This is a genomic window from Paenibacillus shirakamiensis (assembly GCF_017874255.1).
GTDB classification, from domain to species: Bacteria; Bacillota; Bacilli; order Paenibacillales; family Paenibacillaceae; genus Fontibacillus; species Fontibacillus shirakamiensis.
Window position 1 is genome coordinate 1 of record NZ_JAGGLD010000006.1, and the last position, 23,183, is coordinate 23,183.

24 protein-coding genes and 14 tRNA genes are annotated in these 23,183 nt (G+C 43.1%); 29 read left to right on the forward strand and 9 right to left on the reverse strand.

Features of this window, described 5'->3' with window-relative positions:
* Positions 1-17 precede the first annotated feature (17 nt).
* The 24 genes from J2Z69_RS14975 (at position 18) to J2Z69_RS15090 (ending at position 11,231) form a co-directional block, all read left to right on the forward strand.
* A tRNA-Glu gene (locus tag J2Z69_RS14975) sits at positions 18-92 on the forward strand.
* An 89-nt stretch (positions 93-181) separates the two neighbouring features.
* Positions 182-257, forward strand: a tRNA-Val gene (locus J2Z69_RS14980).
* Between the two features lie 43 nt (positions 258-300).
* Positions 301-374: transfer RNA gene (locus J2Z69_RS14985), tRNA-Met, on the forward strand.
* A gap of 15 nt (positions 375-389) precedes the next feature.
* Positions 390-466 (forward strand) — tRNA-Asp (locus J2Z69_RS14990).
* Between the two features lie 33 nt (positions 467-499).
* A tRNA-Phe gene (locus J2Z69_RS14995) sits at positions 500-575 on the forward strand.
* Between the two features lie 18 nt (positions 576-593).
* Positions 594-669: transfer RNA gene (locus tag J2Z69_RS15000), tRNA-Thr, on the forward strand.
* A gap of 9 nt (positions 670-678) precedes the next feature.
* Positions 679-763 (forward strand) — tRNA-Tyr (locus tag J2Z69_RS15005).
* Between the two features lie 7 nt (positions 764-770).
* A tRNA-Trp gene (locus J2Z69_RS15010) sits at positions 771-844 on the forward strand.
* Positions 845-868: 24 nt separating this feature from the next.
* Positions 869-944: transfer RNA gene (locus J2Z69_RS15015), tRNA-His, on the forward strand.
* 28 nt (positions 945-972) lie between these two features.
* A tRNA-Gln gene (locus J2Z69_RS15020) sits at positions 973-1,047 on the forward strand.
* A 7-nt stretch (positions 1,048-1,054) separates the two neighbouring features.
* Positions 1,055-1,129: transfer RNA gene (locus J2Z69_RS15025), tRNA-Gly, on the forward strand.
* A 7-nt stretch (positions 1,130-1,136) separates the two neighbouring features.
* Positions 1,137-1,210 (forward strand) — tRNA-Cys (locus J2Z69_RS15030).
* Positions 1,211-1,230: 20 nt separating this feature from the next.
* Positions 1,231-1,307, forward strand: a tRNA-Arg gene (locus tag J2Z69_RS15035).
* Positions 1,308-1,338: 31 nt separating this feature from the next.
* A tRNA-Leu gene (locus J2Z69_RS15040) sits at positions 1,339-1,417 on the forward strand.
* 638 nt (positions 1,418-2,055) lie between these two features.
* A complete protein-coding gene (locus J2Z69_RS15045; protein ID WP_209864383.1) occupies positions 2,056-2,352 on the forward strand; it encodes a hypothetical protein in 297 nt (98 codons plus the stop codon).
* Between the two features lie 33 nt (positions 2,353-2,385).
* Positions 2,386-3,060: a PspA/IM30 family protein gene (locus tag J2Z69_RS15050; RefSeq protein WP_209864386.1), complete on the forward strand. Its 675-nt coding sequence runs from the start codon at positions 2,386-2,388 to the stop codon at positions 3,058-3,060.
* Between the two features lie 5 nt (positions 3,061-3,065).
* Complete coding sequence (locus tag J2Z69_RS15055; RefSeq protein ID WP_209864389.1) at positions 3,066-3,563, forward strand: PspC domain-containing protein; 498 nt, start codon at positions 3,066-3,068, stop codon at positions 3,561-3,563.
* Between the two features lies 1 nt (position 3,564).
* Positions 3,565-4,308 (forward strand): PspA/IM30 family protein, encoded by a 744-nt coding sequence (locus J2Z69_RS15060; protein WP_209864393.1) that lies wholly within the window; start codon positions 3,565-3,567, stop codon positions 4,306-4,308.
* 205 nt (positions 4,309-4,513) lie between these two features.
* Positions 4,514-5,167, forward strand: a complete 654-nt coding sequence (gene liaF, locus J2Z69_RS15065; protein WP_209864396.1) for a cell wall-active antibiotics response protein LiaF — start codon at positions 4,514-4,516, stop codon at positions 5,165-5,167.
* 20 nt (positions 5,168-5,187) lie between these two features.
* Positions 5,188-6,267: a histidine kinase gene (locus J2Z69_RS15070; RefSeq protein ID WP_209864398.1), complete on the forward strand. Its 1,080-nt coding sequence runs from the start codon at positions 5,188-5,190 to the stop codon at positions 6,265-6,267.
* Complete coding sequence (locus J2Z69_RS15075) at positions 6,245-6,895, forward strand: response regulator transcription factor (protein ID WP_209864833.1); 651 nt, start codon at positions 6,245-6,247, stop codon at positions 6,893-6,895. The genes J2Z69_RS15070 and J2Z69_RS15075 overlap by 23 nt, the downstream gene beginning before the upstream one ends.
* Positions 6,896-7,053: 158 nt before the next feature.
* Positions 7,054-7,815 (forward strand): YwmB family TATA-box binding protein, encoded by a 762-nt coding sequence (locus J2Z69_RS15080; protein ID WP_209864400.1) that lies wholly within the window; start codon positions 7,054-7,056, stop codon positions 7,813-7,815.
* Between the two features lie 133 nt (positions 7,816-7,948).
* On the forward strand, positions 7,949-9,496 hold the full coding sequence (gene zwf, locus J2Z69_RS15085) for a glucose-6-phosphate dehydrogenase (protein WP_209864403.1): 1,548 nt from the start codon (positions 7,949-7,951) through the stop codon (positions 9,494-9,496).
* A gap of 151 nt (positions 9,497-9,647) precedes the next feature.
* Entirely contained in the window at positions 9,648-11,231 is a 1,584-nt protein-coding gene (locus tag J2Z69_RS15090) for a peptide chain release factor 3 (protein ID WP_209864406.1), read from the forward strand.
* A 66-nt stretch (positions 11,232-11,297) separates the two neighbouring features.
* Here J2Z69_RS15090 and sspI read toward each other — a convergent pair whose 3' ends face one another.
* Positions 11,298-11,531 (reverse strand): small acid-soluble spore protein SspI, encoded by a 234-nt coding sequence (sspI, locus tag J2Z69_RS15095; protein ID WP_209864409.1) that lies wholly within the window; start codon positions 11,529-11,531, stop codon positions 11,298-11,300.
* Positions 11,532-11,678: 147 nt separating this feature from the next.
* Here sspI and J2Z69_RS15100 point away from each other — a divergent pair, with 147 nt between their 5' ends.
* Together J2Z69_RS15100 and J2Z69_RS15105 are read left to right on the forward strand one after the other, a co-directional pair.
* Positions 11,679-12,347 carry a potassium channel family protein gene (locus tag J2Z69_RS15100; protein ID WP_209864411.1) on the forward strand — a complete coding sequence of 223 codons (669 nt, stop codon included), beginning with the start codon at positions 11,679-11,681 and terminating at the stop codon, positions 12,345-12,347.
* 18 nt (positions 12,348-12,365) lie between these two features.
* Positions 12,366-13,163 (forward strand): TrmH family RNA methyltransferase, encoded by a 798-nt coding sequence (locus tag J2Z69_RS15105; RefSeq protein ID WP_209864413.1) that lies wholly within the window; start codon positions 12,366-12,368, stop codon positions 13,161-13,163.
* A 78-nt stretch (positions 13,164-13,241) separates the two neighbouring features.
* On the opposite strand, the gene J2Z69_RS15110 is transcribed toward J2Z69_RS15105, so the two are convergent.
* The 4 genes from J2Z69_RS15110 to J2Z69_RS15125 all read right to left on the reverse strand — a co-directional run bounded on the left by J2Z69_RS15110 (position 13,242) and on the right by J2Z69_RS15125 (position 15,662).
* Complete coding sequence (locus tag J2Z69_RS15110) at positions 13,242-14,060, reverse strand: SPL family radical SAM protein (protein WP_209864415.1); 819 nt, start codon at positions 14,058-14,060, stop codon at positions 13,242-13,244.
* A complete protein-coding gene (locus tag J2Z69_RS15115; RefSeq protein ID WP_209864417.1) occupies positions 14,057-14,575 on the reverse strand; it encodes a methylated-DNA--[protein]-cysteine S-methyltransferase in 519 nt (172 codons plus the stop codon). The genes J2Z69_RS15110 and J2Z69_RS15115 overlap by 4 nt, the downstream gene beginning before the upstream one ends.
* A gap of 14 nt (positions 14,576-14,589) precedes the next feature.
* Positions 14,590-15,177 carry a bifunctional transcriptional activator/DNA repair enzyme AdaA gene (locus J2Z69_RS15120; RefSeq protein WP_245339364.1) on the reverse strand — a complete coding sequence of 196 codons (588 nt, stop codon included), beginning with the start codon at positions 15,175-15,177 and terminating at the stop codon, positions 14,590-14,592.
* A gap of 203 nt (positions 15,178-15,380) precedes the next feature.
* Positions 15,381-15,662, reverse strand: a complete 282-nt coding sequence (locus J2Z69_RS15125) for a putative quinol monooxygenase (RefSeq protein ID WP_209864420.1) — start codon at positions 15,660-15,662, stop codon at positions 15,381-15,383.
* 166 nt (positions 15,663-15,828) lie between these two features.
* Here J2Z69_RS15125 and J2Z69_RS15130 point away from each other — a divergent pair, with 166 nt between their 5' ends.
* Positions 15,829-16,440, forward strand: coding sequence for a DNA-3-methyladenine glycosylase family protein (locus J2Z69_RS15130; RefSeq protein ID WP_209864422.1), 612 nt, complete (start codon positions 15,829-15,831; stop codon positions 16,438-16,440).
* A gap of 28 nt (positions 16,441-16,468) precedes the next feature.
* Here J2Z69_RS15130 and J2Z69_RS15135 read toward each other — a convergent pair whose 3' ends face one another.
* Positions 16,469-17,524, reverse strand: coding sequence for a M23 family metallopeptidase (locus J2Z69_RS15135; protein WP_209864423.1), 1,056 nt, complete (start codon positions 17,522-17,524; stop codon positions 16,469-16,471).
* Positions 17,525-17,683: 159 nt separating this feature from the next.
* Here J2Z69_RS15135 and lipA point away from each other — a divergent pair, with 159 nt between their 5' ends.
* Positions 17,684-18,610, forward strand: a complete 927-nt coding sequence (gene lipA / locus J2Z69_RS15140) for a lipoyl synthase (protein ID WP_342591604.1) — start codon at positions 17,684-17,686, stop codon at positions 18,608-18,610.
* A 24-nt stretch (positions 18,611-18,634) separates the two neighbouring features.
* A complete protein-coding gene (locus tag J2Z69_RS15145; RefSeq protein ID WP_425355016.1) occupies positions 18,635-19,267 on the forward strand; it encodes a YutD family protein in 633 nt (210 codons plus the stop codon).
* A 26-nt stretch (positions 19,268-19,293) separates the two neighbouring features.
* Here the strand turns inward: J2Z69_RS15145 and J2Z69_RS15150 are convergent, their stop codons facing one another.
* The 3 genes from J2Z69_RS15150 to J2Z69_RS15160 form a co-directional block, all read right to left on the reverse strand.
* Positions 19,294-20,766 (reverse strand): S41 family peptidase, encoded by a 1,473-nt coding sequence (locus J2Z69_RS15150; RefSeq protein WP_245339366.1) that lies wholly within the window; start codon positions 20,764-20,766, stop codon positions 19,294-19,296.
* A gap of 251 nt (positions 20,767-21,017) precedes the next feature.
* On the reverse strand, positions 21,018-22,184 hold the full coding sequence (locus tag J2Z69_RS15155; RefSeq protein WP_209864427.1) for a copper amine oxidase N-terminal domain-containing protein: 1,167 nt from the start codon (positions 22,182-22,184) through the stop codon (positions 21,018-21,020).
* Positions 22,185-22,337: 153 nt separating this feature from the next.
* Entirely contained in the window at positions 22,338-23,141 is an 804-nt protein-coding gene (locus J2Z69_RS15160) for an NAD kinase (protein ID WP_209864429.1), read from the reverse strand.
* Between the last annotated feature and the right edge of the window lie 42 nt (positions 23,142-23,183).

Below are 23,183 nucleotides of genomic sequence, written 5' to 3' on the forward strand. Positions count from 1 at the left end.
ATTTCTCTCTTATGTAAGGCCCGTTGGTCAAGGGGTTAAGACACCTCCCTTTCACGGAGGTAACAGGGGTTCGAATCCCCTACGGGTCACCATTTTAATTTTTATCTCAATAGAATATTACCAATAAAATAGGTTGATTTTTTAATCTTGAATCTGGTAATATAAAGATTATGTTCAATATGGAGGCTTAGCTCAGCTGGGAGAGCATCTGCCTTACAAGCAGAGGGTCGGGGGTTCGATCCCCTCAGCCTCCACCATAATATCCTTATCTATTAACAATAAGGATGAATATTTCAATGACGCGGGGTGGAGCAGCCCGGTAGCTCGTCGGGCTCATAACCCGAAGGCCGCAGGTTCAAATCCTGCCCCCGCAATTTACCTTTTAGTGTGGAGCCGTGGTGTAGAGGCCCAACATGCCTGCCTGTCACGCAGGAGACCGCGGGTTCGAATCCCGTCGGCTCCGCCATTCATTTTTATGAGTAAAGGTACAATTTTTTAAGGCTCGGTAGCTCAGTCGGTAGAGCAGAGGACTGAAAATCCTCGTGTCGGCGGTTCGATTCCGTCCCGAGCCACCATTATCTATTACCAGGTATGCCGGTGTAGCTCAACTGGTAGAGCAACTGACTTGTAATCAGTAGGTTGGGGGTTCAAGTCCTCTCGCCGGCACCATAGTTTTACGGAGGCTTAGTGAAGTGGCTAAACACGGCAGACTGTAAATCTGCTCTCTACGAGTTCGGTGGTTCGAATCCATCAGCCTCCACCAGTTTTATAGGGGCATAGTTTAAAGGTAGAACAACGGTCTCCAAAACCGTTGGTGTGGGTTCAATTCCTGCTGCCCCTGCCACTTTTTAATTTAAATAGTATTATGGCGGTCGTGGCGAAGGGGTTAACGCACCGGTCTGTGGCTCCGGCATTCGTGGGTTCAAGTCCCATCGATCGCCCCATTTTACTTTCATATGAAAATTACAATGTTGGGGATTAGCCAAGCGGTAAGGCAACGGACTTTGACTCCGTCACGCATAGGTTCAAATCCTATATCCCCAGCCATTTGTATGCGGACGTGGCTCAGCGGTAGAGCATCGCCTTGCCAAGGCGAGGGTCGCGGGTTCGATTCCCGTCGTCCGCTCCAATATTATGGCGCCATAGCCAAGTGGTAAGGCACAGCTCTGCAAAAGCTTTATCCCCAGTTCAAATCTGGGTGGCGCCTCCATTTTTTGAAAAACTAAATTTGCGCCCTTAGCTCAGCTGGATAGAGCGTTTGACTACGAATCAAAAGGCCGGGAGTTCGAATCTCTCAGGGCGCGCCATATAATTACTATTAGAGTAATTATAAAGTGTGCCGGCGTGGCGGAATGGCAGACGCGCTCGACTCAAAATCGAGTGGGAAACCGTGGAGGTTCGAGTCCTCTCGCCGGTATACTAAAAGGATTGTAAGGTGTTTGCTACCTTGCAATCCTTTTTTCTATGCTTATCAATAAAAAACATAAAACGTAACGTGTTAGAAGCATATATAAACTTAAGAAAAGAATTAATTTATAATTAAAGGAATACAGCAAAAATATTTATTTAATATATAACGCATATAAGGACTGAAATGAATTAAGAAATTGGCAAATTGTAAAATTATAAGCAGCTAAGCAGATAAGCAAGATAACGATTAAAAAATTACTTTGAAAATGAATAGAATTATATCTGGATGAGTAATGTTAAATTCCATGAATCTTTTGAGCTAGCGCTTATTAGAAATGGGATTATTTCTTTTGGGAATGTAGAGATACATTTATATAAATTAGATTGCTTTGTTTTAATAAGATGTAAGAAATAGAAACAACAATAAGGCTGCTAAGAGACATTCTTTTCCGAAATCCTTGATTTGACAGATCTATAATGTGCTTTTTTATGGTACAGCCTTATGAGATTCTCTGATACTAGAAGGTCTTAGCCTATACTCGACCAAAGTCTAGGACGAAAAACCGTCTGGGGTCCGTTTTGGAAAATTTGCAAGAGGGCTAGAATAAGGACATAAGGTTGATATGAAAGAGAGGCGGTGGACAAATGAAAACAAACAGACCTAGCGGCTTTGCTGTAGTACTGATTGCATTAGGAGTCCTAATTCTAATCGGCAAGCTGACTCCTTTACTCGGAAGTCTGTTCGGTATTCTGATTTCTCTAGTTGTAATTGGTCTTGGTTATTATGGAATTCGTAAAGGTAATGCATTCTTTGGTTGGATTATTTTATTCTTCGGTGTAGTGTCCCTATTGTCCAAATTAGCTTGGATCATCGTTCCTTTATTAGGAATTGGATTAATCGTATACGGATTTTCGGCTCTTAAAAAGAGACGTACTTATTAATCTAACCAACAGTGTGAGGAGGAATGAACAACAATGAGTGTTTTTCGCAGAGTACGAGATATTACCGTGGCTACATTCAATGAACGTCTGGAACAGGCTCAAGACCCGGTTCAACTGATTGATCAGTTTCTTGGAGAGACTCGCCGGGAAATTGCAGATGCAGAGAAGTTGCAACAGCAGGTAGGTGGGCATACTCGTCAGTTGAAGCAGCAGGTGGATCATGCACAAACGATGTTGATTAAAAGAGAAGACCAAGCCCTTCTGGCGTTAAAAGCAGGTGAGGAGCATCTAGCGAAGTTAGCGCTGCAAGAGAAGCTATTATATGAAGAAAAAATGGAGCAGTACACTGAGTTGTATCAACAAAGTCTGGAATCGCTTCAGCAGCTTGAGAATCAGTTACATGAGTTAAAGTCTGAATATCAAGCGGTATATAGCAAGCGGCAATATTATCATGCAAGAATGGAAACCCTTCGTCTACAACAAAGAATGAATGAACGTATGGGTAGTCATGGAACACCTGATGTTCCGAAGATGTTCAATCGCTTAGAGGATCGTGTATCGGGTATGGAATGGGAAGCTCGCAGTCTTCGTGATCTACGTAGAACAGGACAGGATTTGGTGAACGAAGCCAGTTCCGCAATTCAATCTACTCTGGAGCAGGAGCTTTCCCGTCTAAGACAAAAGCTGAACAAACGGGGAGAGGAGTAATTGTAATGCGCACACTATATCGTTCTCGGCGAGATCGTTGGATTACAGGACTGTGTGGAGGCTTGGCTGAAGCATTTGGAATAAGACCAGGACTACTACGCTTATTGCTAGTAGTGAGTATCCCTTTCTCCAGTGGTACCACGATTCTAATCTATCTTGTGGCATCCTTAGTAATCTCTAAAGAACCCTATACTCCGTACGATCCTTATGCTCAAGGGCCTGGGGGCTGGCAGCAGGGAGGTCCTGGTGGTTATGATTCATATCAAGACTCTTCGTATAATCAGCGTCAACCGCAAGGAAGAAATTCGTTCGGATCTAATCCCTTTGGAGGAAATTCATTTGGGGGCAACCCTTTTCAGCAACAACAATCATCTCAAACTAATCGTACGAACGATGCGTCAAATTTAGATGCCATGATGGAAGATATCGAGAAAAAGGCTATGAAAAAAGAATTAGAGGAACTACGCCTGAAATTATCTAAATTAGAGAAGGAGGACAAGTAAAATGGGAGTATTCAAAAGATTAAAGGATATCACGAAAGCGTCAGTCAATGAGATGTTGGATAAAGTGGAGGATCCTGTAGTGATGTTGAATCAATATCTACGTGACATGGAGGGTGAAATTCGAGAAGCCGAGGTTACTGTGGCGAAACAAATGGCTAATGAGCGCCGAATGAAGCAACGTCTAGATGAAGCGTATCGGATCTCCTCTCAGCGAGAAGCTCAAGCTGAAGCTGCATTGAAGAATGGTCAAGAAGATATAGCACGTAGGTTGCTGGAAGAGAAAATTCATTTTGATCAAAAGCAAACAGAGTTTAATGACCTGCATGCTCAAGCAGAGGTCCATGCATCCGAACTTCAACAACAGCTTCATGATATGAAGGATGAGTTCTACAAGCTACGCAACAAACGTAATGAACTTGTGGCTCGTGCTCAAATGGCTAAAGCCAAAAAACAATTATCGCAGACTAGTCCACTGAACCAAATCCAAGGTGGAGGCGCAGCGATGGGCTTCAGCCGAATGGAAGAAAAAATCCTGCAATTGGAAGCCGAAGCCGATGTGATGGGTACACCTTTCCACCGGACAGCATCTTCTTCTAATTACGTACATCCTGTAGATGTAGAAAAGCAACTTCGCGTCGATGAGCAACTGAATGCACTAAAAAATAAGTTAAACCCTTCTTTTGAAGCTAAAGAAGTTAAAGAAATTAAAGAAGTTAAAGAAGCTAATGAAACTCCTAAGGAATAGCTCTAGACTTAGAATTTGTTTTGCCCGTCATAGGGTCAATCAAATTGAAACTCTTAAAGAATAGCTGTAAGACGCTTTAAGGGTATGTTATTCTGGATAAGGTGAAGCCATGCGGTCATGCTACCGTTATGGCTTTTCCTAGCTTATGGCATTGATGCAGGCCATGAACCGAATTTCGGAACACATAGGGAATAGGAGGTGCAGCATGGATAGAAGAAGATCGTTCTTGGCATTTTTGTTAATCGGGTTTGGATTATTAATATTTTTAGGTCAAGGCAACCTCAATTTTCTAACCATTGCGGCTCTGTTCTTTCTAGTGTTGGGCGTGTATAAAATTCGTCAGGGCCAGGATACTCGTACAGGATACACCTGTCTTATTATTGGAAGTGGACTCATTTTACTAGAACATATCATGCTCGTGGTAGCTGTAGTTATGATTTCCCTCGGGTTTTTCTATGCTAAGGTGCGAAAAATGCACCCTCGTGGACCTCATATACAGAAACAAAGTTTCATAGCGGGAATGCACTGGGACCGAGATCCTTGGATACTGAAAAGTACAAGCATGTGGCACGTATTGGGTGAACATGACATTGATCTCTCATTAGCGATTGTAGAAGATACGCACAATGTCTTGATGCTACAAGGCGTTGTTGGTGATGTAGATCTTATCATTTCTGAGGATTATGGAGTAGAGATTGAGGCCTTTATTTTGTTCGGACAAATTGAATTTGGTCCACACAAAGAAACGGGTATGGTCAATCGGATATACTGGAGATCTCCTAATTATCATGAGCGTGAGCAAAAAGTAAAAATTATTATTTCTTATTTAGTCGGCGATGTAGATATTCGCTTAGCATAATGAACAGGAGGCTCATCCCGATGAGAAAGAAAAAGCCGGTGAATATGATTTCCCGCGGTATGCGGGATGGGATACTTCTGTCGTTTTTTCTTTGTGCAGCTATTCTCTATATCCTCATTACATATCATTACCTCACCCCATCAGCTTCATGGACTAGAGTACTTCCAGCTACGATAACCTTATTGTTAATGCTTATAGGAGTGGGAGCAGGTTATGGCATTTATCAAGTATATCGAATTAAAAAGCGACTCGATATTCTCACCGATTCTCTTTTACAATGGGAGAAAGGAAATCTGTCAGGGGCTGTACCCCAGCTTGGCGAAGATGAAGTCGGAAGGTTATCCGAACAGCTCACTCGGATCGGCAAACGTTGGGAAGAACAGGTGAATTCGCTTCAAAGGTTATCAACCCATAATGCACAGCTTGCGGAACAAGCTAGAGTATCTGCTATTATTGAGGAAAGACAACGACTAGCCAGAGAGCTTCATGATGCGGTATCTCAGCAACTATTCGCAATATCTATGACGGCTACAGCTGTCGGGCGAACGTTAGAGAAGGATTTCGACAAAGCTCAGCGTCAAGTAGAACTCATTGAAGAGATGTCATCTGTGGCTCAATCTGAAATGCGAGCGCTGCTCCTGCATTTAAGGCCTGTATACTTAGAGGGGAAATCATTAGCTCAAGGGGTAGCTGATCTCGTAAGAGAACTGAAAGCCAAAGTTCCGATGGAAATCCTGCTGGATATGGACCCAGAAATTCGTCTCGTTAAAGGAATAGAGAATCATTTGTTCCGGATCATTCAAGAAGCTTTATCTAACACGCTTCGTCACTCTAAGGCAGATAAGATGGAAATTAGAATTCAGCAGCGTCCAGAGGCAATTAAAGTTTTTCTAAGGGATAATGGAATTGGATTTCAGATAGATGAACGCAAATTAGCTTCTTATGGACTATCTAATATGAAAGAACGAGTGCTCGAGATCGGGGGGTCCGTTCAGTTTATTACAGCGCCGGGTAAGGGGACGCGAATTGAGATTACTGTACCGATAGTGAATGAAGAAAGCGGGTGGACAGAGAACGATGGAGACAGAGAATCCGATTAAAGTATTACTTGTGGATGATCATGAAATGGTTCGAATTGGCCTTGCCGCTGTGCTAGGAACCGAGGAAGGCATTGAAGTGGTCGGAGAGGCCAGTAGTGGTCAAGAGGGAATCAGGTTAGCTCAAGAGTATAGACCTGATGTGGTGCTTATGGATCTCGTGATGGAAGGCATGGACGGGATTGAGACGACTCGTCAATTACTCAAGCTGTACCCAGATTGTAAGGTGATTGTGCTCACCAGTTATTTGGACGATGAGAAAATGTATCCTGTCATTGAAGCTGGGGCATTTAGCTATTTGTTAAAGACCTCTCGTGCCTCCGAAGTTGCAGAGGCCATTCGCGCAGCAGCGAGGGGGCAGTCTGTACTTGAATCTCAGGTGGCCTCTAAGATGATGAGTAGATTCCGCCAACCGAAGCTGGAAGCGCCAGCGCATGAGGATCTGACTGAGCGAGAGATGGACGTCCTTAGATTGGTGGCTAAAGGAAAATCCAATCAAGATATTGCGGATGATCTGATTATTGGTGTGAAGACGGTGAAGTTCCATGTAACCAATATTTTAGCTAAATTAAGTGTAGAAGACCGCACACAAGCTGCCATCTATGCTTATAAGAATGGCCTTGCTGAGTAAGTTGAAGCAAAATAGACTAGAGACCTTATTTGTAAAATATCGTAAGAGATCCCTCTCATATAAAGGGGTCTCTTTTTTTGTTGGCAAAGTATATAAATCTCTCTCTAGGGAAAACTGAATTCATAGACTAAGAGATTCGGTGGAGAGGGTGCTGACCTATGAAGAGATGGATGATGATTATGAGTCTGATGGGGTTGCTAATGCTAGGCGTAGTAGGTTTTGTAAAAGGGAACCCAGCTGCGGCTGTACATCAAGATATACAAATTAAAGCTGCCCATGAGCAGCTGCAATCCATTTTAAAGCTAGGTCAGTCAGTGAAATCCAGTTCGCTACATACCATTATTAAATGGCAAGGAATATGGAGGACTTCAAAGACTTTATCGGAGGCATCTGGGCTTTTGACTAGTCAACTATATATGTCTGCACCTGTCAAAATTCAGGTGCAAGATCATGAGGTATATCGCTCTGAGCAAGTTCATGGGCCGGTGAGCCTAAAGATATCTGTTATGCAAGCGGCCGTGGGACAGGTGTATGTCATTGTCCAAGTAGAGTCTGCAAATAGAGAAGGAAATGAGCAGCTAAGTATTCTGCAACAGCAGACAGGGGTTGTGTTGAATCAATTAGGCATAGCTGCCAATTGGAATGGAGCGGTTCAAGGTCATTCGTCATCTCTGAGTAAGAATGTAAATGTTGCGGTTCAGCAGCTGGAGAAAAAAGCATCATCATTCATACAGCTTCAGGAGCAGGAACGTTTCCAAGACGACTCGACAGCATCCATCTCATACGATGCGCCCCATTTTCCCATTTCTGTACAAGGTGCACACGGCTCCATCGGTATTCAATTGGCAATTCATTTCAACATGGAGACCGGCGAGCAAGAGTTCTCTATCGGTTCACCTCTTTTAACCGTTGAATATTAAAAGGAAACTTGTCCTTCTCTTGTATATAGCTTCCTCAAAAGGAATATGCTAAAATGACATCACATCAAAGCGTTACTGTGTTGGCATTACATTTTCTCCATTCTACATTCTACATAGAAAGAAATGAGGAGCCATGACTGAACAACAGATGAACAACAAACCTAAGACCCCTGGAACCGTATTTTTTCTCTTCGGTGCAACGGGAGACTTGGCACGTAGAAAGTTATTTCCTGCCCTGTATTCCTTATACCGCGAAGGTAAGTTGTCGGAGGATTTTGCAGTAATTGGCGTAGCTCGCCGTCCAAGAACGCAGGATGAATTTCGGGATGATATTTATCAATCTATTCAGGAGTTCTGCCGCTATAAGGCTCAAGAAGGCGAACAGTGGACAGCGTTTGCTGATCATTTTGAATACAAATCGTTGGATATCAACAATGTAGAAGGTTATCACGAACTTAGAGAGCAAACCGAAAGTCTGGAAGAGCGTTACGGAATTCCGGGTAATCGATTGTTCTATTTGGCTTTGGCGCCAGAGTTATTTGGTAGCGTGTCATTGAATTTGCAAAAGGGTGGTATGCTGGATAGCAAAGGATGGCACCGTCTTGTGATTGAGAAGCCATTTGGCTACAATCTAGAATCTGCTCAGAAGTTAAATGAAGAATTAAATCAAGTGTTCAAAGAGGAAGAGATTTTTCGAATCGATCATTATTTAGGTAAGGAAATGGTGCAAAATATCGAAGTGCTTCGATTTGGAAATGCTCTATTTGAGCCTCTTTGGAACAATAAACATATTGCGAACGTACAAATTACCCTTAGTGAAACCGTAGGGGTAGAAGAACGCGGTGGTTACTATGATCATGCGGGTGCCTTGAGGGATATGGGTCAAAATCACATGCTACAGATGTTAACGATGATTGCCATGGAACCGCCAAGTCGTCTGCTGCCTGAGGATATCCGTGATGAGAAAGTAAAGGTTCTTCGTTCCCTTCGTCCCTATGCTACGTCGAATGAAGTGAAGAACAATGTTGTTCGCGCCCAGTATACACAAGGACAGGCTGGGGGCAAGACACTGCCAGGTTACCGTGAGGAAGACAAAGTGGATCCAGCATCCAATACGGAGACTTTCTTCTCAGCTAAAGTGATGGTAGATAATTTCCGCTGGGCGGGTGTACCCTTCTATATACGCACAGGAAAGAGACTTCCAGTAAAGACGACTGAGGTTGTGGTTGAATTTCAAAATATGCCCACGAACGTTTACTTAGGTCAGCGGCATACACTAGAACCTAATCTTCTAGTCATTCGTGTGAATCCCATGGAAGGGATCTATATTAAGATTAATGCCAAGAAACCTGGTACGGAGTCTCAAATCGAGCCACTGGCTATGGAGTTCTGTCAAAGCTGCTTAATTGGCATCAATTCACCGGAAGCCTATGAGCGTCTAATACATGATGCTGCCGAAGGGGATTCGACTTATTTTACACGTTGGGATGAAGTGGCTACAGCTTGGGCGTTCATTGATAAGATTGCTAGAGCATGGTCTGAGAACCCCGGCGATATTAACCATTATCCTGCGGGAACTTGGGGACCTAAGGAAGCAAGCGATCTGCTCGAACAAGATGGATTCCACTGGTGGCCAGTCAATGGTCAGGAAGAAGACAATGTCATCTGGATTAAGTCTTAGACTTTAGCAAGAAAAAAGCTGTGGTACTATAGTTATAATCATAAAAATTACTCGTCCTCATGCGGTATTCGTATGAGGATGATTTGCGTAGAAACGAGTAAAATATGTTACAATATTACACATGACTTGTGGAACGAAGGGAATAGTGATGATGAGTAAAGCTTTGGATAGTATATTACAGCAAGAAGTAGATAAACGCAGAACATTTGCGATCATATCCCACCCGGATGCCGGGAAAACAACGCTGACCGAGAAGTTACTTCTGTTCGGGGGAGCCATCCGCCTTGCAGGTTCCGTTAAAGCTCGTAAAGCCAGCAAACATGCGACAAGTGACTGGATGGAAATTGAAAAGCAGCGGGGGATCTCCGTAACTTCTTCCGTTATGCAGTTTGATTATAAAGGGCACCGGGTGAACATCTTGGATACCCCAGGTCACCAAGACTTCAGTGAAGATACCTATCGTACGCTTACGGCAGCGGACAGCGCAGTGATGTTAATTGACGTAGCTAAAGGGGTCGAAGCTCAGACGGTAAAGCTGTTCCAAGTATGTGCGAAGCGTGGTATTCCTATTTTCACATTCATCAACAAGTTGGACCGTGAAGGCCGTAGTCCGTTTGAATTGATGGAAGAAATTGAAGCTGTTCTGGGTATTCGTTCTGTCCCCATGAATTGGCCAATCGGTATGGGGCGTGAGCTGTGCGGAGTATATGACCGTATGCACAACCGTGTAGAATTGTTCCAAGGAGATGACCATTCAAATATTGAAGTCAAAGAAGTGGATGGCTATGCGGATCAGGTGATCCGAGATATGGCGGGGGACTATCTCCATGACCAATTATGTCAGGATCTAGAGCTGCTTGATGTAGCGGGAGATCCATTTGATCTAGAAAAAGTAAAGCGCGGGGAATTGACACCTGTATTCTTCGGGAGTGCAGTCAACAATTTTGGAGTACAGACGTTCTTAGATAATTTCTTGGATCTTGCGCCCAAACCAGAACCTCGTCCAAGTAGTAAAGGTCTAATTGAACCAACCAATGAGAAATTTTCAGGGTATGTATTCAAAATTCAAGCGAATATGAATCCGGCGCACCGAGATCGAATTGCTTTTCTCCGTATATGCTCAGGCAAATTCGAGCGTGGCATGTCCGTTAAGCATATTCGCGCAGGCAAAGATATTAAATTATCGCAGCCTCAGCAGTTTCTTGCCCAAGATCGGGATATTGTAACCGAGGCCTTCCCGGGAGATATTATAGGTCTATTCGACCCAGGGATTTTCCGTATTGGGGATTCTTTGAGTCAGGGTACAGAAATTGTATTCGATGAACTTCCTACATTCTCACCAGAGATTTTCGCTAAAGTTACCGTGAAGAATGCCTTGAAGCATAAGCAATATCAAAAAGGTATTGATCAACTCACGGAGGAAGGCACGATTCAGGTGTTCAACACCGTTAGTTTTGATGATACGATTCTGGGTGTAGTAGGCCAGTTGCAATTCGAAGTATTTGAATACCGAATGAAGGGCGAATACGGTGTGGACGTTCAGCTTCAGCGTGTTCCTTACCAATTTGCTCGCTGGATTATAGATGAGAAGATTGATGCTTCTAAATTCCGGATTAACTCTACTTTGGTCAAAGATAAAAAAGGCAATTATGTCGTCTTGTTCGAGAACGAATACGCTATGCGTACGGCGATGGAGAAAAATCCTACCGCAAAATTCTTGGAGATGGCCCCTTAAAATAAGCTGGATCGATCATGGTATTAGACAAATCCCCCCTCACAATAATGTGGGGAGGGATTTTTTTTACGAGAGTGGTTGTAGATTCATCGTGCTGATGTGCTTGCTGAGAATTCCGACTAATTCATCTTGCTTTTGACGGTCGATGTTCTTCCAGATGATCTCGAACATGACGCCAAGTCCTGGAAGCGCAGCTTCTTGCGCATCAATCGAACCTTCAATCATGCTTTTGAGACCTTCTTCATCCTGGCCATGCACTTTATGAATAACGGCTTGTCTTAAATCAAGCATAATTCCCACGAACAATCTCCTCCTTCGTAATATACCTTTACATTCTAAAAGGCACATTTTACTGTTCCCCAAACATTCTCTCCAAATTCAAGTTATTCAGCGATTATGGTATACTGAGGCAAACAGATAGAGGTCTCGGGCGGTGAATATAGATTTATGGCAACGAAAAAGCAGTTTGCAGTAATTGGCATGGGCCGATTTGGATTCAGTGTAGCCGATTCTTTGAGTAAAATGGGCTATGATGTGCTGGCTATTGACTCCGATGAGCACCGGACGCAAGCCGTCTCTAACATTGTTACGCATGCGGTATCTGCGGATTCTACCGATGAAGAAGCTCTGCGTGCACTGGGTATTCGTAATTTTGATGTGGTAGTCGTAGCCATTGGTGAAGATATTCAGGCTAGTATTTTGACTACGCTTATATTGAAAGACCTTGGTGGCCCGGTTATAGTGGTCAAAGCCCAGAATGAACTGCATGGCAAAGTGCTTCAAAAGATTGGCGCCGATAAAGTCATCTATCCAGAGCGAGATATGGGTCTAAGGGTAGCGCATCATTTAACATCTCCCAATATCTTAGATTACATTGAATTGTCTGAGGAATACAGTATTCTTGAGATCCGGGCAAGTACTCAAGTCATTGGACAGAACCTGAAGGAACTGAACGTGAGAGCCAAATATGGTTGTAACGTGATGGCCATTAAGCGAGAAGGCAAAATGAATATTTCTCCGGATGCTTCGGATCGCCTCTCGGATGGAGATATCCTTGTAATCGTGGGTCATAAAGATGATTTGATGAAGCTTGAACGGGCATATGCACAAATTTAAAAGCTAGGATGAGGTTCGATGGAGATTATGTCGCCGCAAAATGCGCGCGTTAAACAATGGGCTCAACTATTGGAGAAAAAGCATAGGGATCAGCAACAACGCTATCTAATTGAGGGAGTTCATCTTGTAAAAGAAGCGCTGGAGAACGGTGCAGATGTGGAATGTATTGCATTTTTAATGGAACGTGCCATTCCGTCAGAACTGGCTTCACTTACTTCGGCTTCTTTAGCAATAGAATGGATTGGTGTATCCGAAGCGGTTATCGCCAAATGTAGTGATACGAAGACGCCACAGCCCGTCTTTGCGGTAGTGCGCAAGCATCCTTCAACCCTACTCGCGCAGCTGCTCAAGCACAAAAACAGTCTGGTTATCGTACTGGACGGTGTCCAAGATCCAGGGAATGTAGGTACCATCATTCGTACAGCGGATGCTGCAGGGGCTCATGGGGTCATCGTGGGACGAGGAAGTGCTGACGTATACAGCCCTAAGACCCTTCGGTCTACAATGGGATCTGTATTTCATATCCCTATTGTAGAGGGGGATCTTTCTGAGATACTCCCTATGGCACAGGATCAGGGAATACGGCTAGCGGGGACAAGCTTGCAGTCGGCTTCCCTATGTTATGAGTATGATTTCAGCGAATCGGTCTGGTTAGTATTCGGGAACGAAGCCCAAGGGCTCTCGGGAACCGTGGAAGCCTTGCTGGACGATGCATTGATTATCCCGATGAAAGGGAAATCAGAATCTCTAAATGTGGCGATGGCAGCCTCCGTACTGCTGTATGAAGCGCTGCGGCAGCGGGAATATAGACGGTGATTTAACTATTTTAGAGATCCAGCGAAGTGCTGGGTCTTTTTGCTTTTAAGAAAATTAGATCAATGCAGTAGGGACAGCTTAGGGCTCAAAACCTCGTTGACTTACAAATACCCGATTCTCAGGAAATACTGTTTTCATTCGTTCTAGCACCTGAAGGTAAGCCTGCGGATGATACCATTCCTCAAGATGAGCTTGTTCGTAAATAGATTGAATGCCAAGGTTACGAGTTCTTCTCCCGCCACTGCCATCTCCCATAAAATAATCGTCAATACACACTCGTTCCGTGACGGCGTAAAGCGTATGAGCAAAATTATCTGTACTAGGGAGGATAGGAGCTACTGTCGCTTGAGTAGGAATACCAGCTTCTTTGAGTAGTTTTAGCGTATGGATGCGTGCAGCAATAGGGGGCGTATGAGGTGTGAAAAGCTTACGTATATCCTCACGGTCTGTTTCTACCGTCATACTAACGCGCACCCGATTGCCGAGTCGTTGGAGCAGATCGATATCTCTACGTACCAGCGGACTTCGTGTTTGTACGAACAAGAAGTCAGGTATGACATCTGTCATCACTTGAAGTAAAGTCCTTGTTACTTGTTCTTTGAATTCTATAGGCTGATAAGGATCTGTACTGGAAGACATAAAAATGGTGACTGGCCCTTTGAGTTTGGCTCGTTGTAATTCTTTGCGAAGAATTGTGGCTGCTTCAGTTTTCACATCCACCCATGTTCCCCAAGGAAAGCCTTTAAATGTAGAGACAGGCATCTGACGTACATAACAATATGAGCAGCCAAATGCACACCCTGTATAAGGATTCAGAGAATGTGTATAGCCAGAAAGAAACCCCGTTCCTTTATTGAGGAGGGTCTTAGGTTGTTTGTAGGCATAGGTAGGATTCATTTGCGTTCAAGTTCCAAAAGTTTGGTTTTCATATCCAGTCCCCCGCGGTAACCGGTTAATGCGCCGCCTTTGCCAATTACCCGATGACAAGGTACCGAGATGAGAACAGGGTTAGCTCCAATAGCTGCGCCTACCGCACGTACAGCTGCAGGTCTAGCAATCTGCTCAGCAATTTCTGAATACGATGAAGTCTGTCCATAGGGAATGCTACAGAGCGCTTGCCAGACCGCAGTCTGAAAGGCTGTGCCCCGAAAGTGTACAGGGAAAGTGAATGATGTCCGTGCACCTTTTAAGTAATCTGTTAGTTCTAGGGTATAAGGGGCGAGACGCTCGTCATCACGGATTAAAAGATGACCAGGCAAACGAGCATGAGACCATGTAGTTAATTCATCTAGAGGTTGGTTGGGAGAACCGACGTAACATAGTCCTTCCTCGGTCGCAGCAAGGTGTAGGTTCCAATCCTCATATTGAAAAAGTGTCCAAAAGACCGGAGAATGTATTTGATCGTGTTTCATAAAAAGGAAGCCTCCTAAATTTGAATATCGAATGTTTGTCTATAGAACTGCGGGGTGAGACCTGTTTTTTGCTTAAAAAGAGTAATGAAATACGGTGTATTGTTCATCCCCACAAGGTGTCCAATCGAAGATACACTCTGCTGGGTTTGCTCAAGTAACTGTTTGGCATGATTAATTCGGGTCTCCTGAACATACCCCATCGGTGTTACCCCCACAATTCGCGAAAAGGTGCGATGCAGATGATAGGGACTGCCATGGCTAACTTCAGCAAGATGATCAAGGGTTAAGGGTTCGTTATAATGTATATCAATATAGGCTGTCACTTGATCTATCCACTCTTGATCGGGAAGCCTACTGCCGGTTGGCTTGCATCGCTTACATGGTCGATAGTTCTCTTCTAAAGCTTCCTGAGCTGTTGCAAAAAGAGTAACATTGCTTCTCTTAGGTGGCTTAGACTTGCAAGAAGGACGGCAGAAAATACCTGTAGTTCGTACAGCATACAAGAATTTCCCATCAAATGATGTGTCGTTCATTAGGATTGCAAGGTAATCTTTCTCCTGAATCAATGGCATGGAACTTTCCACTTCTACTGAGAAACTCATCTTGGCTCACCTCCTTCTTGTATTATATCTTGCTTCTACTCCAGAAGTAGAGGATAGCAACATTATAGCAAGATAACGAAATTCAATATGTAGCTTAAAATTTTTAACTAACTAACTAACTAACTAACTAACTAACTAGCATAGCAAAAAAACTGACAACCTGAGCAGGCTGTCAGTGAATACATCATTTAACTGCTTAATAATTAAGCTTCATACTTTTTGAAGTCTAAAGGTTTTACAACATAATCTTTTAATTGCACAGCAAACGATTTGAAATGTTCACTATTCATGTGCTGATCTACAGCTTGCTGATCTTGCCAATGCTCAATCGTCACATATTTTTGCTCGGCATCTGTCTGTTTGAACAAAGAGTACAATATGTTCCCTTCTTCTTGTCTGGATGGATCTAATAGATCATGAACAGAGGCTAGAAACTCTTCTTCCTTGTCCGCCCGGACTTCAATAAATACATTCAAAATAATCATTGCATGCAGCTCCTTAGATGTCTGATATTAATGTATTATACTCTTTTATATATCAACTATCTAATCATAAGGAAATTTCGTAATCTTGTGCTTTTAATCGGAAATTGATCACAAAAGGATTACCTGGGATATAGTGAAAGCAAATATAAAGGAAGTAGGGGATAGTATGGCAACGGTAGTCACCAAGCTCTTTAAATATGACTTAGAGGCCATTGCGCATCTCAAACATGTGGATGAAGCGATGCGCGCAGTGATAGAGCGAATAGGGATGCCGGAACGAATAATTATGCCGGACTTATTCTCTGCATTAATCTATGCCATAATTGGCCAATTGATATCTGTGAAGGCAGCGCAGACGATTTGGGGAAGATTGCAGGACCGAGTGGAACACATCACCCCGGAACATCTAGCTTTACTAACTCCTGAGGCCATTCAACAATTAGGGATGACGATGAAAAAGGCACGCTCAATTCATGAAGTATCCTGTCTCATCGCTCAAGGAGACTTCTCCATTCAAGCACTAGACTCCCTATCTGATAATGAAGTTATACAGAGGTTATCCAGCCTTCGGGGCATTGGAGTATGGACGGCTGAGATGTTGCTCATTCATTCATTGGAACGGCCCAATGTCTTAAGTTGGGGGGACATCGCTATCCGAAGAGGCGTGATGAGACTGTATGGTTTAGAAACGTTAAGTAAGTCACAATTTGAAGAATATCGTGCTTTGTATGCTCCTTATGGAACGGTCGCTTCCATCTACTTGTGGGAACTTTCCTAAAGGATAAAACAAAGCTAAAGCGTCAACCTCATGTAGAAGGTGACGCTTTTGTCTTCCGTTTATCGGTCGCTTCCCATCTGCGTAACAGAGGGTAGGGATCAAAGGCCCACTCGGTTCGTCCATTATCACGATATACGCCAAAATGCAGATGAGGGGGGAATTTGCCCTGAGTCCCGGGTGGACCATACCCACTACTGCCTACCCAACCAATAATATCTCCAGGCTTGACCATCTCACCTTCCGTTAGGTTCTTACGATATCCGTGTAAATGAGCATAGTAATAATACCTGTTGTTCAAATCTCGGATACCTACACGCCAGCCCCCAAAAGGATTCCAGCCTTTCACTTCCACGGTACCGTAACACACACTGCGCACAGGAACGCCATTTGGAGCAAACAAATCATTCCCTTCATGAATGCGGAAGCCGCCCCAGTGGCGAGAATTCCCCCACGTATCTCGGTAGCTATAGATGCTTCCGACAGGCAGTGGGAATGCTCCATCGAATAAATTCAGCCTATCGAAATGCTGGTAGATATTAGAGAACTGTGTTACGCGTGCTACTGCACGATCGGTCTGATAATACTTCCATAACCCAATCCGAAAATCATCCTCACTATAGCCGAACGTGGATATATATTTTCCGAGCGTAAAGAGGGCATCTCGGTCATTAGTTGGATCGGCAATCCCATCTCCGGAAGCATCCTTACCGATTCCACCGAACAGCGCGATGGTCACGGGGTTCGTATCTTCCATTTCAGGGTTGAGCCACCCGGACCACTGAGGGGGGACGAGAGAGATATGAATGAGTTTGTTCGGATCTTTTTGTAGTTTGGCACTAGGTACCAGAGTTCGCTCATATTGATCCAAGGCGGCTAGACGATACCAAGGCATATGGAGTAAATGACTATATTCCTCATAGAGATTTTTTCGCGCTAAGTATACATCTTGCTCAGGGGTAGGTTTAACTGAGTCGGATTGCTTTGAGGTTGCCTCAGCCAGTCTAGGGTGACATATTAAAAGGAATAGCGTAACAGACACTACGAATAAAGATGCAGTATATTGTGTATAACGATGGAAATACATATATAATCCTCCTCAAGCAGTGAATTTATTGAACGATAATTATGGCTAGAGCTTCCAAAGTGATTTCTTTAAGATGGAACAAAACCATAAAATTTATTCTGAGTTCGTGAGGAAGTATTTCACACCTTTTCATGATATAATAAGGGTTAACTACTGCAAATTTACCAGAAGGAAGGTCAGAACCCGTTGTCTAAAAAAGTAAAAGAGCCAAAACCCGACTGGATTCGGATTAAGCTGACTACTGGAGAAAATTATCAAGAAATTAAGAAGATGATGCGCTCTAAAACATTACATACTGTCTGTGAAGAAGCGCGCTGTCCGAATATATATGAATGTTGGGCTAACCGTACCGCTACCTTTATGATTCTCGGAGATATCTGTACGCGTGCATGTCGGTTCTGTGCAGTGAACACAGGGTTACCTACGGAACTTGACCTGCAAGAACCAGAACGTGTAGCTGAAGCTGCTGTGAATATGAATTTGAAGCATTGCGTTATTACAAGTGTGGCACGAGATGATCTCAAAGATGGAGGCGCTTCAATTTTTGCGGGTTCTATTCATGCGATCCGTAGTCGTCTCCCGCTTTGTAGCGTGGAAGTGCTAATTCCTGATTTCTTGGGAGACACCGATTCCCTTAAAATTGTCATGGATGCTAAGCCAGACATTCTCAATCACAATATAGAGACGGTTGAGCGGATGTCAGACCGGGTAAGGGCGAAGGCTAAATATCGTCGTTCTCTGGAGCTGTTAAAGAAAGCCAAGGAGATGCAACCCGATATTCCTACAAAGTCCAGCATTATGCTTGGCGTGGGGGAAGAATGGGATGAGATTATTCAGGCCATGGATGATCTGCGAGAGGTAGGATGCGATATTCTGACACTGGGTCAATATCTTCAGCCTTCACCAAAGCATCTTGATGTAGAGAAATATTATAGACCAGAAGAATTCGTGAAGCTGAAAGAAGAGGGGCTAAAGCGTGGGTTTAGCCATGTTGAATCCGCTCCACTCGTACGAAGTTCTTACCGAGCACACGAGCAGGTGAAATCGGCGAAAGGCCATAAGGAAGGTGTACACACACCGGCTTAATGGGTCATGGGGGAGGTACTACTGTTGTTGATTCAGATTAATGGCAAGAGCTATGAGTTAATCCAAGAGAACCGAAATGGTTGGGATATAGAAGCTTTCAAACAGCGATATAGCGACGTTCTTGAACGTTATGATTATATTATTGGGGACTGGGGATATAATCAACTACGTCTCAAAGGATTTTATAGGGACAACCATCCCAAAGTAAATCGCGATACCTCAATCTCAGGTATTGTTGATTATATTAATGAATATTGTAATTTTGGATGTCCGTATTTTGTTCTTCAACGGGTCAAAGATGTAGCTAAAGATCTTACACTTGTTCCGAAAGATCACCAATCAGAAGAGGGGTCAGCAGATCTTGTTCAAGTAAAGGAAGCGCGTCCTCCTGAAGCGAATAAGGAATCAGGTAAGAGAGCTCAATCGAAATCCAATAAGGCAGCTTCAATAGAAGTTGTAAAATTGGATTCCAATGCTACCGCGGAGATCGAGATGGAGGAGACACCATCACAGTCTTCAGATAATGCAGTGAATATACAGGAATTACCTATAGATGAATTACAAGATAAAGTCAAGCCTCATCTATCAATCGTGAAGAACACACCACCGCCTGAAAAAGAGTTAGAGAAGGAACAAAAAACAACGGATTCCGAATAATCGGAACCCGTTGTTTTTCTGTGGATTTATTTAACCGAAAGGTTCAATTGTTTGTTCGTCATACTCCACTTTAGTTGAGGATATTTCTTCACAAAAGCATGAATCTCTACGTAGCTCTCAGCATATTGGAAGACCACCTCGTTGGTCTGAGTGGTAAATCCATTTCTACGGGAGGCTGTATCGGTAAATATAATTTTCTTGTCTTTGGCGTTCCATGCTACATCGGTATCTACCATCGCTGCCAATACACGGGAAGGAACATATAATTTGGCTCCTTTTGTAATCGAGTCGAGTGTACCGCTAAATTTTTGTTTGTTAATCTTTAAGGAATGATTATCTCCAACAGCAGAAATATTTTTAAGTCCTGCTAAGGAAAAGGCGGTAATTAATTGAGCGGTCTCATTTTTAATTTCAAAATCAGGTTGTAGACCGATGCGATTAAAATCTTCTTTGCTAGGCGTGAGGTATTTTTGAACCGTAAGCTTAAGCGCATCTCCGTTAGAGAGTTGAAGAATATTTTGGATGCGGGCTTTGCCATACGTCTTGGTACCTACAATCGTGGCTACATGGTTATCCCGTAGGGCTCCCGTTAAAATCTCAGACGCGCTAGCTGTGTACTCATTGGTAAGTACAACAACGGGAACGCCAATTTTCGTACCATTTTTAATTAACTCAGGAACAACTTTACCACTTTGATCTTGGGTATACATCAAAATTCCTTGATCAATGAATTGTTTGGCAATGTTGGCTGCCGATTCAATATAGCCACCGCCGTTATCTCTTAGATCCAGTACAAGGGATTTCAGACCTTGCGATTGGAGTTTGCTAAGGACTGTAGAGAACTCTTCATCTGCGGTCTCAGAGAAGCTGCTAATCTGAATGTAGCCTACTTTGGAACTTCCTAATTGACCCGTTACTGAAGGAATCGAAATTGCAGCTCGAGTAGTTTTGAAAGTCAGTGATTTTCCTTGTCGTTTTACGGTTACATTTACTTCTGTACCTGCTTTACCTGAGAGTTCTCCGGCTAACTCTTCCACATCGCCTGATTTACCATTGATACGGACGATGATATCACCGCTAAGTATGCCTGATTTGGAAGCGGGGGAGTCGGGAAGTACCGTATCCACATATAATTGACCTTCTGCATATCTAAGCGTAACTCCAATGCCCACGTAATCTTGGTTGATGCTTTGTTGAAATTCGGCAAGCTCTTCTGATGTGAAATACTGCGTATAGGGATCATCAAGTGAATAGATCATGCCTTCAATAGCAGCTCGTATTAATTCTTCCCGCTCTACACCAGAAATATTGTATTTATCTAAATAGTCTAGTATCTCTTGAATAACTTGAGTATCTGAGGTAGCTTTTGCTTGCGTTTGGGTTGTTGTAGAACTGTCCGTCGTCTGCTGTGCCTCCGCTGCAAATGAAGAAGCAGGAAGTAGAAGCAAAGATAGGGCTAAAGTTGAAGAAATAAGGGCTTTGGAGAATAAAAATTTCAAGATGATAACGTCCTTCCTTGATATGAATTAGATATTAAATTACGGGATCTCTTTATCCTATAGAAGTTATGTAATTTACTGTGTCAGGGCTTAGAGATAATAGAGAGTAGATGAAACGGATAATAAATAATCAGTAGGGTAAAGGAAGAGCGAAGAGGTGAATCTTTCCTGTTAAAGGCTGGGCCTGCCATCTGACAGAGCCCAGACAATAAAAGAATTGTTATAGTTAATCCTGTAAAGGCTGTGAAATATTAATCGTTGTACAGGGTGTACACGTCACTAATGAGCCAAGTTCCTGCTGCATTCTTTTTGAATACGGTAATGTCCTCATCTTTACTTTGGTAGGTCTTATCATCTAGATCCTTTGTGGTCTCAACATTATAGATTGCAGCTTCATTGTTAGAGTAATAGATGATTTGTGCCTTCTCGCTTGTAAATCTGAAATTGTTGTCGCTGAAAAATTTCTCAAGGTTTTCTTTGAAATCTGGATCAGCATCGGCATATAGTGCTGCACTCTCTTCAACCTTTTCTTCATTTAACGCTTTGTAATATGAATTAAGTTGTCCAAGTAATGCTGTTTCTTCTGTAGCAGGGACGTTCACTTTGTTAGCCAGTGTGTTCTTGGAGATTACATTGTCTGAATATTCGTTATCAATGATTTGTAATTTGAGGACAGATCCCTCTCTTACAAGAGTATAGGTATTATGATCACGGATATCCGGGTTGTACGCTCCACTTTTATCCCAAGTGCCGTATTCTGTAGTCTCCACTACGGCGGTTTTGGAAGCTCGGTCGTAGGACACCAGACTCAATTCTTCAATTGTAAGCTTATAATGGTATTCCTCAAGATAGGCATCAAAATCTTCATTGCTACTAATAAAGCTTTTTTTGGAGAGGAGCTTCAAGAATTGGGGTCCATTTCTATCATTTAAATAGCCTACGGCGCTGTGAATTAGTGTGGATGCTTCTTTCTCAAGCTGAACTGTATTGACAGGAGAATAAATATTAATTGTGCTTGTGGCACCATTCCACTGTACTTCAGCACCTGAAGCTTCTCCCACAAAACGTAGGGGTACATAAGTAGATCCTTTAACGGTCGTTGGAGCTATGGTGAGCTTCTTTATTACACCATTTACTGTTGCTCGGTTGCTCCCTATTGTTAATTGAATTGTCAGACCTGATTTCTTACCGGTTACCACTTTGGTCTTGGCATTCCAGTCTACGGATAACCCAAGCTTTTCAAAGATCGTTCGGAATGGGACTAATGTCGTTCCCGATTGGGTAAAGGGAGCACCAGAAGGGAAAGTAAGCTTTGTACCATCCATATATACTTGAATCGGCTTGGATGCAGCTTGCGCAGGGAGAACTAGGGTGAAGGACAAGATCATAACGGTTAATACGGTTAAAAGACGTTTCATTGCATAACACTCCTTAATCTAGATGATTTCTTTGGAAGAACTAGATAGGTTATACCATCGTAGATATATATTGTCTAATGTTTTTTTGGACAAGGTTGTAAAAAAAACCAACTATGCTCAACGCATAATTGGTTTTTGGAGTAATCTTTTCTGTTAACTAAGAAAAGCATTGCGCACTCGATTCCAAAAAGGGAAAGGGCGATAACGAATAAAACTTACTTTTTGCTTAGCCACTTGGCAGCGAATTGAAATTAAATCATCCACCGAGATATTAATATGATCTAGGGTGAGTAGCAACTTTTGATCTTTTCTAGAGTAGATATCACTGTGATGATGTTTAGGTAACACAAGAGCAGATCCAGCAGTTCTGAACACTCTATTATTAATAGAGGCAATTTCCGTTATCTGAAGCGCTTCGATAGAGGGATGGATAATGGCGCCTCCAAGACTTTTGTTGTAAGCCGTGCTCCCAGCAGGGGTAGATACACAAATCCCGTCTCCCCGGAACATTTCGAATTGTTGATCGTTGATGTCTACTTGTGCGACAACAGTGCCGTCTATACCCTTTAACGTAAACTCATTCAAGCAAATATAGGAGGATGAACCTGACTTTTTATGTACCTGTAGATCGATTAACGGATAATTGACAATCCGAGGGCGAGGTTGATTCGGAACAGCATGTCCATTCATTAACTGAATGAGCTCAGGAATCTCATTCGCTTTCCAGTCAGCATAAAATCCCAAGTGCCCTGTATGAACGCCTACAAAAGCGATGGATGGAATGCGATCGATAAAGGTATGGAAGGCATGAAGCATAGTGCCATCTCCACCAATGGAAATCACAATTTCGGGAGATTCTGCATCCATTTCAAACCCATTCTCCGCAGCTAGCTTATGAAACTGCTCGCTTAAATCGACAGATAGTTGATCTCCGCGGTCAAGAACGTAATATCTCAAGATGAAAGCTCCTTTGTCTGTGTCTTGTACCGATCATAATCA

Coding starts and splice junctions, on each gene's coding strand:
- J2Z69_RS15045 (WP_209864383.1), top strand. CDS start 2,056: ATGAAAACAAACAGACCTAGCGGCTTTGCTGTAGTACTGATTGCATTA.
- J2Z69_RS15050 (WP_209864386.1), top strand. CDS start 2,386: ATGAGTGTTTTTCGCAGAGTACGAGATATTACCGTGGCTACATTCAAT.
- J2Z69_RS15055 (WP_209864389.1), top strand. CDS start 3,066: ATGCGCACACTATATCGTTCTCGGCGAGATCGTTGGATTACAGGACTG.
- J2Z69_RS15060 (WP_209864393.1), top strand. CDS start 3,565: ATGGGAGTATTCAAAAGATTAAAGGATATCACGAAAGCGTCAGTCAAT.
- liaF (WP_209864396.1), top strand. CDS start 4,514: ATGGATAGAAGAAGATCGTTCTTGGCATTTTTGTTAATCGGGTTTGGA.
- J2Z69_RS15070 (WP_209864398.1), top strand. CDS start 5,188: ATGAGAAAGAAAAAGCCGGTGAATATGATTTCCCGCGGTATGCGGGAT.
- J2Z69_RS15075 (WP_209864833.1), top strand. CDS start 6,245: ATGGAGACAGAGAATCCGATTAAAGTATTACTTGTGGATGATCATGAA.
- J2Z69_RS15080 (WP_209864400.1), top strand. CDS start 7,054: ATGAAGAGATGGATGATGATTATGAGTCTGATGGGGTTGCTAATGCTA.
- zwf (WP_209864403.1), top strand. CDS start 7,949: ATGACTGAACAACAGATGAACAACAAACCTAAGACCCCTGGAACCGTA.
- J2Z69_RS15090 (WP_209864406.1), top strand. CDS start 9,648: ATGAGTAAAGCTTTGGATAGTATATTACAGCAAGAAGTAGATAAACGC.
- J2Z69_RS15100 (WP_209864411.1), top strand. CDS start 11,679: ATGGCAACGAAAAAGCAGTTTGCAGTAATTGGCATGGGCCGATTTGGA.
- J2Z69_RS15105 (WP_209864413.1), top strand. CDS start 12,366: ATGGAGATTATGTCGCCGCAAAATGCGCGCGTTAAACAATGGGCTCAA.
- J2Z69_RS15110 (WP_209864415.1), bottom strand. CDS start 14,060: ATGAATCCTACCTATGCCTACAAACAACCTAAGACCCTCCTCAATAAA.
- J2Z69_RS15115 (WP_209864417.1), bottom strand. CDS start 14,575: ATGAAACACGATCAAATACATTCTCCGGTCTTTTGGACACTTTTTCAA.
- J2Z69_RS15120 (WP_245339364.1), bottom strand. CDS start 15,177: ATGAGTTTCTCAGTAGAAGTGGAAAGTTCCATGCCATTGATTCAGGAG.
- J2Z69_RS15125 (WP_209864420.1), bottom strand. CDS start 15,662: ATGATTATTTTGAATGTATTTATTGAAGTCCGGGCGGACAAGGAAGAA.
- J2Z69_RS15130 (WP_209864422.1), top strand. CDS start 15,829: ATGGCAACGGTAGTCACCAAGCTCTTTAAATATGACTTAGAGGCCATT.
- J2Z69_RS15135 (WP_209864423.1), bottom strand. CDS start 17,524: ATGTATTTCCATCGTTATACACAATATACTGCATCTTTATTCGTAGTG.
- J2Z69_RS15155 (WP_209864427.1), bottom strand. CDS start 22,184: ATGAAACGTCTTTTAACCGTATTAACCGTTATGATCTTGTCCTTCACC.